The sequence below is a fragment of the Streptomyces sp. NPDC002467 genome, assembly GCF_042889825.1.
Lineage (GTDB): Bacteria > Actinomycetota > Actinomycetes > Streptomycetales > Streptomycetaceae > Streptomyces.
In genome coordinates this window covers 198859-217079 of record NZ_JBIARJ010000017.1, presented here as the reverse complement: position 1 = coordinate 217079, position 18221 = coordinate 198859, and the positions used below count along the sequence as shown (strand labels likewise).

General features: G+C 71.7%; 17 protein-coding genes and 1 pseudogene. 11 read left to right on the top strand and 7 right to left on the bottom strand.

The features are described 5' to 3' along the window. The 10 genes and pseudogenes from ACFYYJ_RS30795 to ACFYYJ_RS30750 all read left to right on the top strand — a co-directional run. Nucleotides 1–97, top strand: a pseudogene (locus ACFYYJ_RS30795) (ABC transporter permease); the annotation flags it as partial. Between the two features lie 259 nt (nt 98–356). Next, on the top strand, nt 357–1124 hold the full coding sequence (locus tag ACFYYJ_RS30790) for a GntR family transcriptional regulator (protein ID WP_385131179.1): 768 nt from the start codon (nt 357–359) through the stop codon (nt 1122–1124). A gap of 73 nt (nt 1125–1197) precedes the next feature. Then, entirely contained in the window at nt 1198–1425 is a 228-nt protein-coding gene (locus ACFYYJ_RS30785) for a ferredoxin family protein (RefSeq protein ID WP_125741086.1), read from the top strand. Nucleotides 1426–1439: 14 nt separating this feature from the next. After that, a complete protein-coding gene (locus ACFYYJ_RS30780) occupies nt 1440–2783 on the top strand; it encodes an ABC transporter substrate-binding protein (RefSeq protein WP_389137317.1) in 1344 nt (447 codons plus the stop codon). After that, a complete protein-coding gene (locus ACFYYJ_RS30775; RefSeq protein WP_385131187.1) occupies nt 2780–3679 on the top strand; it encodes an ABC transporter permease in 900 nt (299 codons plus the stop codon). Before ACFYYJ_RS30780 ends, ACFYYJ_RS30775 begins: the two co-directional genes overlap by 4 nt. Beyond that, entirely contained in the window at nt 3676–4431 is a 756-nt protein-coding gene (locus ACFYYJ_RS30770; RefSeq protein WP_385363548.1) for an ABC transporter ATP-binding protein, read from the top strand. Before ACFYYJ_RS30775 ends, ACFYYJ_RS30770 begins: the two co-directional genes overlap by 4 nt. 24 nt (nt 4432–4455) lie before the next feature. Beyond that, nucleotides 4456–7209, top strand: a complete 2754-nt coding sequence (locus tag ACFYYJ_RS30765) for a fumarate reductase/succinate dehydrogenase flavoprotein subunit (RefSeq protein ID WP_389137314.1) — start codon at nt 4456–4458, stop codon at nt 7207–7209. Nucleotides 7210–7314: 105 nt separating this feature from the next. Next, nucleotides 7315–8085 (top strand): hypothetical protein, encoded by a 771-nt coding sequence (locus ACFYYJ_RS30760; protein WP_389137312.1) that lies wholly within the window; start codon nt 7315–7317, stop codon nt 8083–8085. Nucleotides 8086–8186: 101 nt separating this feature from the next. Then, nucleotides 8187–8615: a tyrosinase family oxidase copper chaperone gene (locus tag ACFYYJ_RS30755; RefSeq protein ID WP_389137310.1), complete on the top strand. Its 429-nt coding sequence runs from the start codon at nt 8187–8189 to the stop codon at nt 8613–8615. Beyond that, the gene (locus tag ACFYYJ_RS30750; RefSeq protein ID WP_385363551.1) at nt 8612–9445 is read left to right on the top strand and encodes a tyrosinase family protein; all 834 of its coding nucleotides are present in this window, start codon (nt 8612–8614) and stop codon (nt 9443–9445) included. Before ACFYYJ_RS30755 ends, ACFYYJ_RS30750 begins: the two co-directional genes overlap by 4 nt. A gap of 94 nt (nt 9446–9539) precedes the next feature. Here the strand turns inward: ACFYYJ_RS30750 and ACFYYJ_RS30745 are convergent, their stop codons facing one another. Both ACFYYJ_RS30745 and ACFYYJ_RS30740 read right to left on the bottom strand, forming a co-directional pair. Beyond that, nucleotides 9540–10706, bottom strand: a complete 1167-nt coding sequence (locus ACFYYJ_RS30745; RefSeq protein ID WP_389137307.1) for an agmatine deiminase family protein — start codon at nt 10704–10706, stop codon at nt 9540–9542. 198 nt (nt 10707–10904) lie between these two features. Next, nucleotides 10905–12068, bottom strand: coding sequence for an agmatine/peptidylarginine deiminase (locus ACFYYJ_RS30740; RefSeq protein ID WP_389137305.1), 1164 nt, complete (start codon nt 12066–12068; stop codon nt 10905–10907). A 184-nt stretch (nt 12069–12252) separates the two neighbouring features. On the opposite strand from ACFYYJ_RS30740, the gene ACFYYJ_RS30735 reads away from it, so the two are divergent. Then, nucleotides 12253–12885 carry a TetR/AcrR family transcriptional regulator gene (locus ACFYYJ_RS30735; RefSeq protein ID WP_389137303.1) on the top strand — a complete coding sequence of 211 codons (633 nt, stop codon included), beginning with the start codon at nt 12253–12255 and terminating at the stop codon, nt 12883–12885. Between the two features lie 42 nt (nt 12886–12927). Here the strand turns inward: ACFYYJ_RS30735 and ACFYYJ_RS30730 are convergent, their stop codons facing one another. Genes ACFYYJ_RS30730 through ACFYYJ_RS30710 form a run of 5 tightly spaced genes read right to left on the bottom strand, consistent with a single transcriptional unit; the run spans nt 12928 to nt 18199 of the window. Beyond that, complete coding sequence (locus ACFYYJ_RS30730) at nt 12928–13728, bottom strand: ABC transporter ATP-binding protein (protein ID WP_385131212.1); 801 nt, start codon at nt 13726–13728, stop codon at nt 12928–12930. Then, a complete protein-coding gene (locus ACFYYJ_RS30725; RefSeq protein WP_385131215.1) occupies nt 13721–14734 on the bottom strand; it encodes an ABC transporter ATP-binding protein in 1014 nt (337 codons plus the stop codon). Before ACFYYJ_RS30725 ends, ACFYYJ_RS30730 begins: the two co-directional genes overlap by 8 nt. Then, the gene (locus tag ACFYYJ_RS30720) at nt 14731–15585 is read right to left on the bottom strand and encodes an ABC transporter permease (protein ID WP_385363555.1); all 855 of its coding nucleotides are present in this window, start codon (nt 15583–15585) and stop codon (nt 14731–14733) included. The genes ACFYYJ_RS30725 and ACFYYJ_RS30720 overlap by 4 nt, the downstream gene beginning before the upstream one ends. After that, a complete protein-coding gene (locus tag ACFYYJ_RS30715; RefSeq protein ID WP_385131219.1) occupies nt 15582–16541 on the bottom strand; it encodes an ABC transporter permease in 960 nt (319 codons plus the stop codon). The genes ACFYYJ_RS30720 and ACFYYJ_RS30715 overlap by 4 nt, the downstream gene beginning before the upstream one ends. Then, a complete protein-coding gene (locus tag ACFYYJ_RS30710; protein ID WP_389137299.1) occupies nt 16538–18199 on the bottom strand; it encodes an ABC transporter substrate-binding protein in 1662 nt (553 codons plus the stop codon). The genes ACFYYJ_RS30715 and ACFYYJ_RS30710 overlap by 4 nt, the downstream gene beginning before the upstream one ends. Nucleotides 18200–18221 lie beyond the last annotated feature (22 nt).

Below are 18221 nucleotides of genomic sequence, written 5' to 3'. Positions count from 1 at the left end.
CCTCATCCTCGTCGTCGGCATCGCCATCGACCTGCTCATCTTCAGCCCCGCCGAACGCTGGGTCCTGCGCAGCCGCGGCCTCCTGGTGAAGAGCTGAAATCCCCTTTCACACGTTCCTGTTCCACGCCGGCACCGGCTCCGCGGAGGCATCGCCTCCGGCGGAGCCGGTGCCTTTTTCGTCGTTACGCCGCCCTGTTCGCATCGTGGCCGTCACGCCGTCCACGTTGTGGTCACCGTGGTGGCGGATCTTGCCTCCATGTACACGAAATCGCAGGTCAGAGCCGTGTGAACGGGCCATCAGGTGGCGCAATACTGCGGCAACACCACGGGTGGCACCGGCCCGGTACGTTCCTTTCATGCCCGCCGAACCCGCCCCCGCCGCCCGCCCGGTGGCCGCCGCGCGCCGTCGCCGGCTGCGCGCGGACCAGGCCCGGCAGCTCGCCGACCTGCTGCGCCATCAGATCCTGGCCGGCGGTTTCCCGGGCGGCGTCCTGCCCCTGGAGGACGTCATCGCCGCCGACTACCGGGCCAGCCGCAACACCGTCCGTCAGGCCCTGGACCTGCTGCGCGGTGAGCAGTTCGTCGACCGGCAGCCGGGCGTCGGCACGGTGGTGGTCTGCGAGAAGTACCCGCACGGCCTGGACCGCCTCCAGGGCCTGGCCGAGACCCTGCACGAGCACGGCCGGGTCACCAACGAGGTCCGCACCGTGGGGCCGGTGACCGCGCCGGGCCCGGTGGCGCACCGGCTTGGGCTGCCCGAGCACAGCGACGTGCTCTGCATCGAGCGGCTGCGCCGCCTGAACGGGCTGCCGCTCTCCCTCGACCTGTCCTACCTGCCCATGGACCTGGGCGGTGAACTCCTCGACTGCGACCTGGAGAACACGGACGTGTTCCGGCTGTTGGAGTCGCTGACCGGGAGCCCGCTGGGCCACGCCGAGATCACCCTCGAAGCCGTCAACGCCGACCCGCACTCCGCCGCCGTCCTCCAGGCACCGCGCGGTGCCGCCGTCCTGATGCTGGAACGGCTGACCCGCCTGCCCGACGGACGGCCCGTGGACCTGGAGTTCATCCGGTTCCGCGGCGACCGCATCACCATGAGCGGCGTGCTGCGCCGCTCGCTCTGACCCCCCCAACACTCCCTCCTTCTTCCTTCCTCCCTCCTCCTTTCCCCGCCCTTCCGGGCCCTTGGAGACAGCCATGCCCCTGGTTCCCCAGCGCGCCGACGTGCCCGTGACCATCGACGAGTCCAAGTGCATCGACGGCTGCACTCTCTGCGTCGACATGTGTCCCCTCGACTCGCTCGCGATCCGCGAGGACAACGGCAAGGCGTACATGCACGTGGACGAGTGCTGGTACTGCGGCCCGTGCGCGGCGCGCTGTCCCACCGGCGCGGTGACCGTCAACATGCCCTACCTGCTCCGGTGAAAGGCCCCCTCCCCATGCGTCGCAGAATCCTCTTCCCCGCCGTGCCCGTCGCCCTGCTCCTGCCCCTGGCCACCGGGTGCGGCGGAGCCGACGGCACGGCGGGCGGCCCGTCGAAGACGGTCACGGTGACCGTCGGCTACCAGTCCAAGACCATCAACACCGTCACGGCCGGCACCCTGCTGCGCTCCCTCGGCTACTTCGAGGAGGAGCTCGCGGCACGCGGGAAGCAGGAGGGGGTGACGTACAAGGTCGACTGGCAGGACTACGCGACCGGCGCTCCCATCACCGCGCAGATGACCGCCGGGAAGGTCGACATCGGTTCGATGGGCGATTTCCCGCTGCTGATCAACGCCGCGCGGGGCAGGGAACTGAAGCAGCCGACCGCACTGGTCTCGGTCACCGGGTACAACCTGCGCGGCGGCCTCAACACCGTGGTGACCGCGCCGGATTCGAAGCTGGCGTCGCTGGCCGATCTGAGCGGCAAGAAGGTGTCCACGAGCGTGGGCTCGGCCGCCGACGGGACCCTGATACGGGCCCTGCAACGCGCCGGGATCGACCCGGACAAGGGCATCCAGAAGCTCAACCAGCAGCCCAGCGTGGGGGCTTCGGCCCTCCAGGCGGGCAGCGCGGACGCGCTGTCGCAGTTCGTGGCCTGGCCCGGCCAGCTGACCTTCGAGGGTCGGGCGAAGGCCCTGTACGACGGGGCCGAGCTGAACCTGCCCACCTTCCACGGGGTCACCGTCCGGCAGAAGTTCGCCGGCGAGAAGCCCGGGGTGCTCGACGACTTCCTGAAGGCGCAGCGCCGGGCGACCGACTACCTGCGGACGAACCCGGTCGCGGCGGCCGAGTCGGTGGCGAAGGAGACCGGGCTCCCGGCCGAGGTGGTCTACCTCTACAACGGCGCGAACGGCATCGCGACCTTCGACCCGGAGCTCCGCCCGGAGCTGATCGCAGCGCTGAAGGAGGACGTGCCGGTGCTGAAGGCGGCCGGCCTCGTCCCCGATGTGGACGTGGACGCCTTCGTCGACCCGGCGCCGCTGAAGCGGGCCGTGACGGCACCGGCCTTCCCTCAGGCGGCCGCGGCCAAGCCGGAGTTGTGGCTCAAGGGCCAGAGCGCCACGGTCGCCTTCGACAGCCCGAGGGAGCTGCTGAAGGCCGCCAAGGCCGCCGACGTGCGGGCCGCGTACGTGCCGGACGCCCTGACCGGCACCCTGTGGTTCGCCGACAAGTCGGTGTGGGTGGCCGACGGCGCCGAGCTGCGCGCGTTCGTCACCCCGGCCAACGCCACGCGTTACGTGGACGCTCACGCCGGGGCGCGGGTCATCGGCTACGCGGACGCCGTGGGTCTGGCGTCATGAGCGCGGGCCGCCGGCTGGTCCGCGCCGCCTCGCCGGCCGCGGCCCTCGGGCTGTGGCAGCTGCTGACCTCCCTGGACGTCAACCTGTGGCTGCGGTTCGAGCAGTTCCCGACGGTGGGAGAGGTGGCCTCCGCCTTCGCCGACCGCCTCGGCACCGGACCGTACTGGGAGGACCTGGGCCACAGCCTGCGCCGCATCGTGGTGGGCTTCCTGCTGGCCGCGGTGCTGGGGGTCGCGGTCGGCACGGCCATCGCACGGTCGCGGTGGGCGGCCGACCTGCTGGGGCCGCTGGTGGAGGTGGCGCGGCCGGTGCCCGCCATCGCCCTGGTCCCGGTCGCCATCCTGCTCCTGCCGACCAACGAGCAGGGCATCGTGTTCATCACCTTCGCCGCCGCCTTCTTCCCGGTGGTGGTGTCGACCCGGCACGCGGTCCGGGCCCTCGCCCCGGTCTGGGAGGAGGCCGTGCTGACCATGGGCGGCGGGCGGCTGCGGGTGCTGTTCTCGGTGGTGCTGCCCGGAGCCCTGCCGGGCATCTTCGGCGGCCTCTCGGTGGGCATCGGCGTCTCGTGGATCTGTGTGATCTCCGCGGAGATGATCTCCGGCGAGTACGGGGTGGGCTACCGCACCTGGCAGGACTACACGATCGTCGACTATCCGGGGGTCTTCGTCGGCATGGCCACCATCGGCGGCCTGGGCTGGCTCACGTCGACCGCGGTGGAGCTGCTGGGCCGCCGCGCCACCGCCTGGCTGCCCCGCCCGACCGCACGGGCGGCCGCGGGGGCGAGGCGTCCGGCGTTCCGCGGGGCGGGCCGCGCCCTCGTGGGCGGGGGCGGTGCCCCAGCCGCCGCGCCCGCGCCCGCCGTCGCCCCCGTTCCCCGGAAGGAACCGGTCTCATGAGCACCGCCATCCCGCCCACCGCGCCCGCGCCGACCGGGGCGGCGCTCGCGCTGGAGGACGTACGGCTGGGCCACCCGGACGGCGTCGCCCTGCCGGGCGAGGTCACGCTGAGGATCGCGCCGGGGGAGCTGCTGGCCGTGGTCGGGCCCTCGGGCTGCGGGAAGTCCACCCTGCTGCGCACCCTCGCCGGCCTGCTGCCCCCTCTGGGCGGGCAGGTCACCCAGGACGGCGATCCGATCGCCGGGCCCGCCGCCGACCGGGCGCTGGTCTTCCAGCACGACGCGCTGCTGCCGTGGCGCTCCGTCCGCGCGAACGTGGAACTGCCCCTGGCGATCCGCAAGATCACCCGGGTCGAACGGCGGCGGTCCGCGGCCGACTGGCTGGAGCGGGTCGGCCTGGCCGGGCATGCCGGCAAACTGCCGCACCAGCTGTCGGGCGGGCAGCGACAGCGCGTCCAGCTGGCCCGGGCGCTGGCGGGCCGGCCCCGCGTCGTCCTGATGGACGAGCCCTTCGGCGCGCTCGACGCGCACACCCGCGCCGGGATGCAGGACCTGCTGGTGGACATCCTGCGGGGCACGGGCGCGACCGTCGTCTTCGTGACCCACGACGTGGACGAGGCCCTCCACCTCGGCGACCGGGTCGCCCTGCTCGGTTCCGGTCGGGTGCTGGACGTACCGCATCCGCGCGATCGCGCCGCGCAGCAGTCCCCTGACACGGCCGAACTGCGCCGCCACATCCTCGAAACCCTCTGAAAGGCACCTCCCGTGGAGACCCTGGTGGACACTCCCCTTTCCGTTCCCGCGCTCGCCGACGCGACCGAACTCTCCTGCGACGTCCTCGTCATCGGCGGTGGGACGGCCGGCACGATGGCCGCGCTGACCGCGGCCGGACGCGGCGCTCGGGTGCTGCTGCTGGAGAAGGCGCACGTACGGCACTCCGGCGCGCTCGCCATGGGCATGGACGGGGTCAACAACGCGGTGATCCCGGGCCGGGCCGAACCGGACGACTACGTCGCCGAGATCACCCGCGCCAACGACGGCGTCGTCGACCAGTCCACCGTCCGGCAGACGGCGACCCGCGGTTTCGCGATGGTGCGGCGCCTGGAGTCGTACGGGGTGAAGTTCGAGAAGGACGAGCACGGCGAGTACGCGGTCCGCCAGGTGCACCGGTCGGGTTCGTACGTGCTGCCGATGCCGGAGGGCAAGGACGTCAAGAAGGTCCTCTACCGGCAGTTGCGGCGGCGCGAGATGCGAGAGCTGATCCGCATCGAGAACCGGGTCATGCCGGTGCGGGTGCTCACGCACCCGGAGGACGGACGGGCCATCGGCGCCGCCGGGTTCAACACCCGCACCGGGGAGTTCGTCGTCGTCCGGGCGGGCGCGGTGATCCTGGCCACCGGACCGTGCGGCCGGCTGGGGCTGCCGGCCTCCGGCTATCTGTACGGGACGTACGAGAACCCGACGAACGCGGGCGACGGCTACTCCATGGCCTACCACGCGGGGGCCGCGCTCACCGGGATCGAGTGCTTCCAGATCAACCCGCTGATCAAGGACTACAACGGGCCGGCCTGCGCGTACGTCGCCAACCCGTTCGGCGGCTACCAGGTGAACCGGCACGGCGAGCGGTTCGTGGAGTCGGACTACTGGTCGGGGCAGATGATGGCCGAGTTCGCCGCCGAACTCGCCTCCGACCGGGCCCCGGTGTACCTCAAGCTCAGCCATCTGCCCGAGGAGACCGTCAGCGCCGTCGAATCGATCCTGCACACCACGGAGCGGCCCACGCGGGGCACGTTCCACGCGGGCCGAGGCCACGACTACCGCACCCATGACATCGAGATGCACATCTCGGAGATCGGGTTGTGCGGCGGCCACTCCGCCTCGGGCGTACGGGTCGACGCGCACGCCCGCACGACCGTGCCCCGCCTCTACGCGGCCGGTGACCTGGCCTGCGTACCGCACAACTACATGATCGGCGCGTTCGTCTACGGCGACCTGGCCGGCGAGGACGCGGCGCGGTACCGGGCGTACGAGGGCGACCTGCCCGGCGACCAGCTGGCCGCGGCCCACGAGCTCGTCTACCGGCCGTTGCGCCGGCCGGACGGGCCGCCGCAGCCGCAGGTGGAGTACAAGCTGCGGCGGTTCGTCAACGACTACGTGGCGCCGCCCAAGTCGGGGGCGAAGCTGTCCCTGGCGGTGGAGGCGTTCACCCGGATGTCGGAGGAGATCGCCGGGATGGGGGCCCGTACCGCGCACGAGCTGATGCGGTGCGCCGAGGTCGGCTTCATCCGGGACTGCGCGGAGATGGCCGCCCGGGCCTCGCTGGCCCGCACCGAGTCCCGGTGGGGTCTGTACCACGAGCGCCTCGACCACCCGGAACGCGACGACTCGGGCTGGCTGCACCACCTCGACCTGCGCAAGTCGCCCAGCGGGGCGATGGAGTTCACGGCGCGGCCGGTGGAGCCGTACGTGGTTCCGGTGCCTGAGTTCACGCCGGCGCCGGGACCGGAGCGGCGGTTGGGCGAGGTCGCGCTGGTGCCGGTGGCCACGGCCGGCCCGAGGGACGCCGCCCCCGCGGCGCGCCCCGTCGGGGACCGGCCCGCCGCGCTCCCGGAGGAGGGGTCCCCGGCTGCGCGGTCCTCCGCGCCGAGCCCCGCCCTGCTGCGCCTGCTCTCCCTCGCCGAGGAGTCACCCGACCTGGAGGCGTTCCGCCCCTATCTGGCGGACGCCGATCCCGAGGTGCGGACGGCGGCCGTGGCCGCCCTCGGCGAGACCGTGCCCGCCGGCGCGGGACCCGCGCTGGCGGAACGCCTGCGGGACGGCGCGCCCCGGGTCCGGGCGGCCGCCGCGGCCGCGCTGCGCGAGCTCGTCGAGGTGCTCCCGGCCGGGCCGGAGCTGGGGGCGGGGCTGCGGGCGGCGCTGGACGTCGCCGACCCGGTCGTCCGGGCGGCCTCGCTCGACGTGCTGCGGGCACTGCGGCTGGGCGACGCCGGGACCTACGCCGTCGTGTACACCGCCGCGCTCTCCGACGCCGACGTCGAGGTCCGCACCACAGCCGTCCGCGCCCTGGTGTCGGTCGACGCGGTGGCGGAACTGGCGGTGGCCGCCGGGGACCCGGCCCGGGAGGTCCGGGTCGCGGTGGCGCGTGGACTCGCGGCCCTGCGCGCCCCGGCCCCGGCCCCGCTCGACCCGCTGCTGGACGACCCCGACCCGCTGGTGAGGGGTGCGGCCCTGCGCGCACTGGCCGACACCGGGTGCCCGCCCCCGTACGCCGCACGGTCCGCCGCGGCTCTGCGCGACCCCGCGTGGCAGGTCCGGGCGGGTGCGGCGGCTGCCCTCCGGTCGGCGTCGCCCTCGGAGGCGGTTCCCGCCCTGGCCGAGACCCTGACCGATCCGAACGCGGACGTCCGCAAGGCCGCGGTGCTCTCGCTCCTCGCGCACCGCGGCGTCCCCGGGGCCCGTACCGCCCTGGCCACGGCCACCGCCGACCCCGACGCCGACGTACGGGCCTACGCGTCCCGGGCCGCCTCCTGACCGGGTCCGCTGCCGGACCCGGGGCCCGCCGCGGCGGCGGGCGCCCGGACTGCGCCCGCCGCCGGGCGGAACTAGGCTGATCGGGTGAGAGGGAGGTGGCGCCCCATGTCCGCACCTCGCCCAGCCCCGGCAACCCGGGCGGCCGGATCCCGTCGCAGGGCCGCCGCCACCGCATGCCTGTTGGTCTTCGCCGGCGCGGCCGCGGGCGCGGGGGTCGCCCGGGCCGATGACAACGGCATCGCCGACCAGAGCGCCCAGGCCATCGCGGACGCCACGCGCAAGGCGATGTCCGGGGTCACGTCCATGCGCATGGCGGCCAAGGTGACCGAGAAGTCGGGCACGACCTCTTTGGACCTCCGGTTCGACGACAGCGGCAACTGCGTCGGCACGGTCACGCCTCCCGGCGACGTGGGCTCGGCCGCCATCGTCAAACGTGGCAAGGACGTGTGGCTGAAGCTCGACGACGCCCTCCTGCGGTCCCAGGTACCCCCCGCCGCGGCCAATGACGCGATCGCGCTCATCAACGGCCGCTATCTGCACGGCACCACGGGCAGCCTCCTGCTGCGCGATTTCGCCGACTTCTGCGACCTGGACTTCTTCAAGGGCGAGCTGTCCTCGAAGCCGGTGAACGAACAGCTGACCAAGGGGCCGCGGACCTCCGTCGACGGGCAGCCGACGATCACGGTCACGAGCCGGCAGAACGGCAGGACGGGCACCTACCAGGTCTCCACCGAGGACGAACCGTACCTCCTGCGGGTCAAGGGCACCGAGGCCTCCGGGGAGCGGATCGAGGCCACGTTCTCCGATTTCAACGAGACCGTACCGGCCAAGGCTCCCGCGCCGTCCGACTCGGTCGACCTGTCGCAACTCCAGTAGCCCGCAACCCGGTCCGGGGTCAAGGACGTTGTGCGCCGGATGTCGTCGAATGCAAGGGCCACTGATCGGCCGGTGCCGGCCTTCTGGTAATTCTTCAAGACATGAACATGATCACCCGTCGGCACGCCCTGGCCATCGCCGCCGGCACAGTCACCGCTGCCGGCCTGACCACCGCGTGCAACTCCTCCGCCAAGGGGGACAAGCCGGCTTCCGGCGCTTCCGGCGCCGCGGGGGCGTCCGGCAAGCCCCTCGCCCTGCCCACCGGCACCATCGACGAGACCTTCGAAGGCCGCCGCATCCAGATCAGCTTCGACGGGGGCGGCGGTCACCACTCCCCCGGCCTGCCCACGATCAAGATCGACGGCAAAGAGCTGCACCTGATGCGCAACGCCGACAACACCTGGGTCACCATCGTGAACCACTACGAAACGTTTCCCGACCCGATATCGGCCGCGCGAGCCGCGGTCCGCGAACTCCAAGGTGCCGGTCTGGTCGCCTTCGCTCCCAAGAAGGCAGGCCCGATCAAGTGACCGTCCGCAAGAGCGCGTCCACGCTGACCGCAGACGAGAAGCGCGCCTTCACCAACGCGGTGCTGGAACTGAAGCGCAACGGCATCTACGACCAGTTCGTCGACGTCCACAACTGGTTCCTCATGGAGGACAACGACTTCGGCGACCGGGTCGCCCACCGGGCTCCTTCCTTCCTGCCCTGGCACCGCCGCTTCCTGCTCGACTTCGAACTGCACCTGCAGCGGGTGGACCCGAAGGTCTCCCTCCCGTACTGGGACTGGACCGTGGACCGCTCCCCCACGTCCCCCCTGTGGGCCGCGGACTTCATGGGCGGCATCACCCGGGCCCGTGACGGGCAGGTCCTCGACGGGCCCTTCGCCGCCTCGGCGGGCAAGTGGGCCATCACCGTGGGGGTGGACTCCCGCCAGTACCTGCGGCGCACCCTCGGCGCGGGCACGCCCCAGCTGCCGACCAAGGACGAGGTCAACTCGATCCTCTCCATGCCGGAGTACGACGTCGCGCCCTTCAACAGCGCCTCGAACGGCTTCCGCAACAACCTGGAGGGCTGGCGCGGGATCAACATCCACAACCGGGTCCACATGTGGGTGGGCGGCCAGATGACGAGCGCGGCCTCCCCCAACGACCCGGTGTTCTGGCTGCACCACGCCTTCATCGACATGCTGTGGGCGGAGTGGCAGGTCCGGAACCCCAAGTCGACCTACGTGCCGGCCACCCCGACGGCCAACGTCGTCGACCTGCACGCCGTCATGAGCCCGTGGACCGACGTGACGCCGGCCGACATGCTCGACCACCGGAAGTTCTACACCTTCGACACCGAGGGCAAGCGGTAGGAACGGCAACACCGGACAGGGCGCCCGCACGCGCCCGGTCCGGTGAACCGTTCCCCCTTCCCCCTACCGGCGGCTGATCAGACCGCCGGTGGCATCAGACCGCCAGTGGCACGACCGGCTGCGACTGCGTGCCGCAGTGGATGCCGCCACCACCGCGCGCGATCTCGTCGATGTTCAGCTGGACGACGTTCCGGCCGGGGTAGGAGGCCTGCAGGATGCCGTAGGCCACGCCGTCCGCGTAGCCGTCGCCGAACTGCGGGGCGATGACCGCGCCGTTGACGGTGTAGTAGTTGGTGTAGCTGGACAGGAACTCCGGCTCGTCCTTCACGCGGATGTTCTTGCGGTCCGGGCCGGGAAGTTCGGTGATGGCCAGCGGGCGCCCCTTGGCGTCGGTGGCGCTCTGCAGGGCCCGCTTGGTCTCCTCGTAGACCGCGACCCACTTGGGGTCGGTCTGGGGGCCGGGCTTGTCCAGCATGACCTTGCCGGGCTCGATGAAGCGGGCGAGGCAGTCGATGTGGCAGTCGGTGATGTCCTGACCGGCGATGCCGGGTACCCAGATCACCTTGTCGATGCCCAGCGAGGACTTCAGGTCCTGCTCGACCTGGTCCTGGCTCTTGCCGGGGTTGCGGTTGGCGTTGACCAGCGAGCTGACCGTGGCCAGCAGGGTTCCCTCGCCGTCTGTCTCCAGCGAACCGCCCTCGCCCACGAACGGCGCCCGGATGCGGTTGACGCCGTAGTCGTACAGCAGCGTCGCGGCCGCCGCGGCGTCGTTGGCGAAGGGCTGGGCGTACTTCGTACCGGCCTTGCCCCAGCCGTTGAAGTTGGTGTCCACGCCCGCGACCGCACCGGGCGCCACGACGAAGGTGGGGCCGAAGTCGCGGATCCACAGGTCGTCGTTGGGTATCTCGACGACCGTGATGCTGTGGTAGGCGCCGGCCCCGCACTCGTACCGGGCGTCGGCGGCCTGTCCGGGCCGGGCGAGCATCACGACCGGCTCGTACCGCGAGATCGCGTCCGCGACGGTCGCGATGTGCCTGCGCACCCCCGGGAGCCGGGTCGACCAGACCGAGGAGAGCGCCGGCCAGGCCATGAAGGTACGGACGTGGCGACCGGCCTCGTCGGGCATCCGCAGCGTGGCGGAGCCGCCGGGAGCCGTGGCCGCCCGGGCCACCGACGGAAGAGCGGAACCGAGGGCCGCGAGCGGCAGGGCGGCCGCGCCGTACTGGAGCAACCTGCGACGGGACGTGCCTTGCGTGTCCATGGGACTCCCTCAAGGAAATGAGAAACAGGCAGAGGATGCACTTCGCATCCTGGCTTGAACTGAAAATTCAGTCAATTCAAATTGGAACAAGAGACTCCGGATTGTGACGGCCGGAGTGACGGTGGGCAGAGGCGGGACGGACCGGGTTGCGACCGGCCGCTTCTGCCCACCGAAAACGCCTGGAGCGTGCGACGGCCGTTACGGGACCGGCTGCTGCTGGGTGACGCAGTGGATGCCGCCGCCGCCGGCGCCCAGGTAGTCGGTGTTCAGCTGGACGACGGTCCGACCCGGGAAGAGCTGGACGAGGGCGGCCTTCGCCGCGGCGTCGGCGGAGGTGTCACCGAACTGGGAGGAGATCACCGCCCCGTTGCACACGTAGTAGTTGGCGTAGGCCGCGACGAAGTTCGGGTCGGCCGAGCGGATCTTGTAGTAGTCGGGTCCCTGGAGCTTGGTGACCGCCATGGGGGTGCCGGTCGCCGTCGTGGACGTGGACAGGATCTGGTACTGCTGGCGCGCGTCCTTGGCGTAGGCGTCGGTGTCGGTCGACAGCGGCATCTGGACCACCCCGCGGCCCGGCGCGAGGAACCGGGACGTGGCGTCGACGTGGTCGTCGGTGATGTCCTGGCCGACCACTCCGTCGAACCAGATGACCTTGGACGCGCCGTACGCGGAACACATCGCGGCCTCGATCTGCGCCTGCGACATCCCGGGGTTCCGGTTGCGGTTGATGATGCTGCTCCGGGTCGCCATGAGGGTGCCGGCGCCGTCCTGCTCGATGGCCCCACCCTCCCCCACCAGGTTGGCGTAGCTGATCGGGACGCCCGCGTAGGCGGCGATCTTCCCGGCCACCAGCGAGTCCTTGGTGTGCGTCTGCCGGTTGCCCCAGCCGTTGAAGTTCAGGCCGACCGCGTCGAGGCCTCCGGCGCCGTTCGTCCGGAAGACGGGCCCGGTGTCGCGCATCCAGCAGTCGTCGACCGGGATGGTCGTGATCACCGTGACCGTCGACCCGCACATCGAGCGCGCCGTGGCGGCGCTCGCCGGGTTGGCGCACATGATGACCGGCTCGTACTTCGCGATGGTCTTCGCGATGAGGGCGATGTTGCCCTGGACCCCGCTGAGCTTGCTCCGCCAGATCGAGGTGCTGTCCGGCCAGGCCATCCAGGTCCGGGTGTGGCGCACGTCCTCGGCGGGGACCGCGAAGGTCCCCGCCGCCTGGGCCAGACCGATGCGGGACGCCGCCCGGGCCGCCCCCTCGGACGACGCCAGTGCTGCGCCGGCCGCGGCGAGGGCCGCCGCCGTCAGGAACCCGCGCCGACCGAGGGCTCCGCCGGCCGGCGGCCTCCCTGCTGCGTGATCGTTCATGTACGCCTCCTGTGTCAACTTCCCACGGGATCCCCGTGGTTGGCCGGAAAGCTATTCCTGACCGAGCGCTCGGTCAATATTCTTGGCAGTATTTCTCGCAACCGGCCGGCCCGTTGACGAGGGCGATCTTGCGGGGTGCGGGGAAACGCCCAGGTGGCGCTCCGTCACTCGTTAGAGTTGCGCCATGGCAGCCCCTCCGAAGGAATCCCGGACTCCCGTGTCCGTCCCCGCCCGAGCCGGACGGACCCGCGTCTCGGCCAAGGGGGAACAGACGCGCGCACGGCTGATCGCGGCCGCGCGGACGCTCCTGGGCGGCGAGATGAGCGCGCGTTTCACCACGCGCAACGTGGCTGCCCTGTGCGGGGTGTCGCACGGCATGTGCCACTACCACTTCGCCGACCGCACGGACCTCATCCTGGCGGTGATCGACGACATCCGGCCGGAGTGGATCTCCCCGATGGAGGAGGCGGTGGACGCGCCTGGCACCTTCGCCGAGCGCGCGGAACGGGTCGTCCTGATGCTGACCCGGGGCGAGAGCCCCGACCTGTCCCACCTCCATTCCGCGCTGCACTGGCACGCGCTGAACGACGAACGCGTACGGGAGAGCCTGGAGGCGGAGTACCGCAGGTGGCGGGCCTGTTTCGGCCGCCTCTTCCAGGTGCTGGCGGACGAACGCGACGGCGTCGACCCGCGCCCCCTCGGCGAGGCGGTGGCCGCCGCCGTGGACGGACTGGCCGCCATCCAGTCGCTCGACGCCGAGGTCGACGCCGAGTCCGTCTTCCGTACGTTGATCTTCACGCTCGCCGCAGGAGCCTGAGGCGGGCGCGGCCCCGGGCACGCGGGGCCCGACGGCCCCCGACTACCGCAGGGCCCGACGGGCCGCCGCGATCCCGCCCGGGTCCCAGCCGGGGCGGGGAACCGACTCCAGGAGCAGCCGGGTGTAGGGGTGCTCCGGTGCCGCGAGCACCTCGGCGGTGCGTCCCGACTCGACGATCGCGCCGTGCCGCATGACGATCACGTCGTCCGTGACGCAGCGGACCACGCCGAGGTCGTGCGTGATGAACAGGTAGCCGATCGGGGTCTGCTCCCGGATGTCGGCCAGCAGGTTGAGGATCTGCGCCTGCACCGACACGTCGAGGGCCGCCACGGCCTCGTCGAGGACGAGTACGGCCGGTTCCACGGCCAGCGCGCGGGCGATGGCGACGCGTTGGCGCTGGCCTCCGGACAGCTGGCGGGGCAGCGCGTCGGCGGCGCGGGTGCCCAGTCCGACCTGGTCCAGCAGTTCACGGATGCGCGCCGCGTGGTCCCTGCCGGGGAAGTGCAGGCGCAGGGTTTCGCGCAGCACCGCCTCGACGCTGGTGCGCGGGTCCAGGGACAGGTACGGGTCCTGGAAGACCATCTGCACCTCACGGGCGCGGGCGAGGCGCTGTGCCCGGCCGCGGCCGCGTCCGGTGCGGTCGCGGCCGTGTACGAGGACCTCGCCGGCGTCGGCCCGCTCCAGACCCACGACGATCCGGGCGGTGGTGGTCTTGCCGGATCCGGATTCGCCCACGATGCCGAGGGAACCGCCCGCGGGGAGGGTGAACGACACGTCGTCCACGGCTCGTACGTCTCCGTAGGCGCGGTGCAGTCCCGAGACCTCCAGCACGTTGTCAGGCATCGACGGCGCTCCCTTCGAGCCGGTCGCTGTGGTGGCACGCAGCCCGGTGTCCGGGGGTCCCGGGTGCGGGCAGCGGCTGGGGGGCCTGCGTGTCGCACACCTCGGTGGCGAGGGGGCACCGGGCGGCGAAGGGGCAGCCGTGCAGTTCCTGGCGCAGGTCCGGGGGCTGGCCGTCGATGGCGGTGAGCCTGCCGCGCGGGGCCTCCAGGCGGGGCGTGGAGGCGAGCAGGGCCGCCGTGTAGGGGTGGCGGGGCCGCGCGAAGAGGACCTCCGCGGGGCCGCTCTCGACGATGCGCCCCGCGTACATCACGCAGACGCGGTCACTGATGGCGGCGGCGAGGTCCAGGTCGTGGGTGACGAAGAGCAGGCCGGTGCCGAAGCGTTCGCGCAGCGTGGCCAGGAGGGCGATGACTTCGGCCTGGGTGGTGACGTCGAGGGCGGTGGTGGGCTCGTCGGCGAGCAGCAGCACGGGGTCGCCCATCAGGGCGGCCGCGATCATGACGCGTTGCAGCATGCCGCCGGAGACCTGGCTCGGGTACTTCGTCAGGGCCGAGCGGTTCAGGCCGACCGCCTCGATGAGTTCGGCGGCGCGGGACTCCGCGTCGGCCTGGCTCATGGCCTTGGTCAGCCGCACGCTCTCGGTGAGGAAGTCCCCGATGCGGCGGAGCGGGTTGATGGCGGCACGGGGGTCCTGGAAGATCATGGCCACGGTGCCGGTGCGCAGGTCCCGCAGCCGGCCTTCGTCCATGGTCAGCACGTCCTGGCCGGCCACGAGGACGGAGCCCTCGACCGTGGCGCCCGGCGGCAGCAGGCGCAGTGCGCTGCGGGAGGTGAGGCTCTTGCCTGAGCCCGATTCGCCGACGAGGGCGACGGTCTCCCCGGCGGCGACGGTGAGGTCGACGCCGTCGAGGACGGGGCGGGCGGTGCCGGGCAGGCTGAGCCGGAGCCCCCGGATGTCGAGGGTGTACTGCGGGTCGATCGGGTCGATCGGCTTCATCGGGTTCATCGGTCCCTCCTGGCGACGCGGTCGGCCCAGCGTTCTCCGACCACGTTGAAGGCGACCACCGTCAGCACGATGACGGCACAGGGCAGGATCGCCGAAAGCGGGTAGCCGAGCTGGATCGCTGTCTGGCCGTCGAAGACCATGCGGCCCCAGTCGGGGGTGAGGGCGGGCACGCCGAGTCCGAGGAAGGACAGCGCCGCGAGGTCCATGAGGGCATACCCGAAGTTGATCGTGGACTGGGCGAGCACGACGGGGGCGATGTTGGGCAGGACGTGGCGCAGGCAGATCTGCAGCGAGGAGTGCCCCTGCACCTGGTAGGCGCTGACGTAGGGGCGCTCGCGTTCCGCCAGGACCAGGGAGCGGGTCAGGCGGCTGACGTAGGGCAGGTAGGCGACGGCGAGCGCGATGACCGGTGCGGTCAGGCCTTCGCCGTAGACCGAGATGATCAGGATGGCCAGCAGCATGCCGGGGAAGGCGAAGACCAGTTCCGTGCTGCGGGAGAGCAGGGAGTCGAGCCAGCCGCCCTTCCAGGCCGCCGCCATGCCGACGGCGACGCCCGCGACGGTGGAGAACGCGACCACGCCGAGCGGCCCCAGCAGGGACGTACGGGCTCCCAGCAGCAGCCGGGAGAGGGTGTCGCGGCCGGCCGCGTCGACCCCGAGCGGATGCTCCGGGGAGGGGGCGGCGAGCGCGTTGCCCAGGTCGATGACGTTGGGGTCGTACGGCACCAGCCAGGAGGCGAGCACCGCCGCCACCACGACGAGGGCGACGAACGCCAGGCAGACCAGGTAGAGCGGTGACCCGGTCACCCGGATCCGGGAGAGGCCGGGCCGGCGGGTCAGGACGGCGGTCATGCGGAGGACCTCCTCGATCCGAGGGTGATCCGCGGGTCGACCAGCGGCAGTATCAGGTCGACGATGAGGTTCACGATCATGAACAGGGCGACGATGATCAGGGAGATGGCCTGGACGGTCGGGAAGTCCTTGGTGGTGGTGGACAGTTCGAGGAGTTGGCCGATCCCGCCGATGCTGAAGGCGGTCTCCACGAGGATCGTGCAGACCAGCAGGGTGGAGACGATGAGGCCACCGGTGGTGAGGACGGTGCCCAGCGCGTTGCGGAACACGTGGCGGCGGATGACCTGGTGTTCGGGGACGCCCCGGCTGCGCGCCACGGTGACGTGTTCGCTGTCGAGGGCTTCGAGCATGGCCGAGCGGGTGACCCGGGCGAGCATGCCGATCAGGTACAGCGCGAGCGCGACGGCCGGGAGCGTCAGGTGCCAGAGCATGTCGCCGAAGCCTTCGCCCGCGCCACTGCTCGGGAACCAGCCGAGGTTGACGGCGAACAGGCCCTGGAGCAGCACGGCCGCGACGAACGAGGGCGTGCCCACGGCGAACGTGGTGGTGACGAGGATGGCGGAGTCGGTCGCGCCGCCCTTCACCGAGCCGATCCAGCCGAGCAGCAGGCCGAAGACGACTACCACCACCAGGGCCATCGCGACCAGCATCAGGGTGCTGGGCAGGCGGTCGGACAGGAGCCGGGAGACATCGGTGCGGTAGGTGATGGACCGGCCGAAGTCTCCCTGCACGACGTCACCGAGCCAGCGTGCGTACCGTACGAGGAACGGGTCGTTCAGGTGGTACTGGGCGTTGATCGCCTCCAGGGCCTCCGGGGAGGCCGAGCGGCCCGCGAGCAGGAAGCTCGCCGGGCTGCCCGGGGCGAGGTACATGGCGCCGAAGACGATGAACGAGGCGGCGAGCAGCGTGGCCGCCATCTCCCCCAGCCGTCGCGCCGCGAATCTCAGGAAGTTCACTGGGCGGCACCCACGTCGGCGGCCCACGGGTAGTACATGTAGGAGATCGTCGTCGGCGCGCCGGTGATCTTCTTGTTGAGGAAGAGCGCGGTGGGCCACTCGGCGACCGGGATCCACAGGAGCTGCTCGGCGGCCTGCTTCTGGAGCTTGGCCTCGATCTCCAGGCGCTGTCCCGGCTCGTAGGTGCCGACGGCCTGGTCGACGAGCGCGTCGTACTGCTTGTCGCTGTAGCCGGAGAAGTTCATGTACGCGCCGGTCTTGAAGTTCGTCAGCAGGTCGAGCGGGTCGGTGATCGAGTCGTAGTAGGTGAGCGGGAACATGTCTATGCCCTCGCGCGCCGCGGGATCGGTGAACAGCGCGGTGAACGCGTTCGGGGCGATCGTCTTCAGCTGGATGTCGAGGCCGATCTGGGTGCCGGCCGCCTGGACGGCGGTGGCCAGCAGGGAGACGTCCTGGCCGATGGAGCTGGTGGCCACGGTCAGCGTCTTGCCGGTGGCTCCGGCTTCCTTGATCAGCGCCTTGGCCTGCTCGATGTTCCGGTCGGGGCGCGGCAGGGTGTCGAGCGCGTTCTTCAGGGTGCTCTCGGGAGCGGCGGCCCAGGCGGCGCGGGTGGTCAGGGAGTGGGTGACGGTCCCGGCGCCGCCGAGACCGGCCTTGACGAACCCGGCCCGGTCCAGGGCGAGGGACAGGGCGCGGCGTACGCGGACGTCGCCGAGCGGGCCCTGCATGTTGGTGATGTTGACGTTGACCGTGCTCAGGCCCTCACCGAAGTAGAGCGTGCCGACGCCGCTGTCGCGCAGTCGGGCGTAGCTCTCGGTGGGGATGAGGTACCCGCCGTCGGCCTCGCCGCTGAGCATGGCGTTGGTGCGGGCGGAGGGGTCGGTCAGGACCCGGAAGACGGCCTTCTTGGACTTGGCCTTGGTGCCCCAGTAGCCGTCGAAGCGTTCCAGCTCGATGGACTGGCCCTTGTTCCAGGTGCCGAGCTTGAACGGGCCGGTACAGGCGAGGCTGCCGGTGGTGCCGTAGTCCTTGCCCGCCGCCTCGATCCCGGCCTTGGAGGCGACCACGCCGGCGGCGGTGGCCATGTACTGGGGGAACTGCGAGTCGGGCTTCTTCAGCTTGACGGTGACCTGGAGCGGACCGGTCTTGGTCACGGAGTCGACGTTCTGGAAGTTCTGGGCCCAGGCCGCCGCGTTGTTCGGGTCCATCTGCCGGCCCAGGCTGTAGACCACGTCGTCCGCGCTCATCACACCGCCGTCGTGGAAGCGCACGTTCGGGCGGAGGTCGTAGACCCAGGTGGTGGGGTCGGGGTTCGTCGCCTTCTGGGCGAGCCCGGGTTCCAGGGTCAGTCCCGGCGTCCACCGCATGAGGCTCTCGCAGACGTTCGAGAGGATCGTGTTCTGCGGGTAGTCGAACGCCACCGTGTAGTCGAGCGTGGGGGGCTCGGCGTAGACGGCCCAGGTGAAGGAGTCGATCTCGCCCTTCGCCGTCGGCGTGTTCTTCGACAGGGTGACCTCGGTGACGGGGGCCCCTCCGCTCTTGGGCGGGCCGGAGCAGGCCGCGACCAGGGCGAAGGAGGCCATGACCGCGGTCGCGGCGGCGAGCCTGCCGAGCGGGCGGCCGGTGCGTCTGGCGGTGCGGGGCGGGGGTGTGGTCATCGTCGCGCTCTCTTTCCGTACG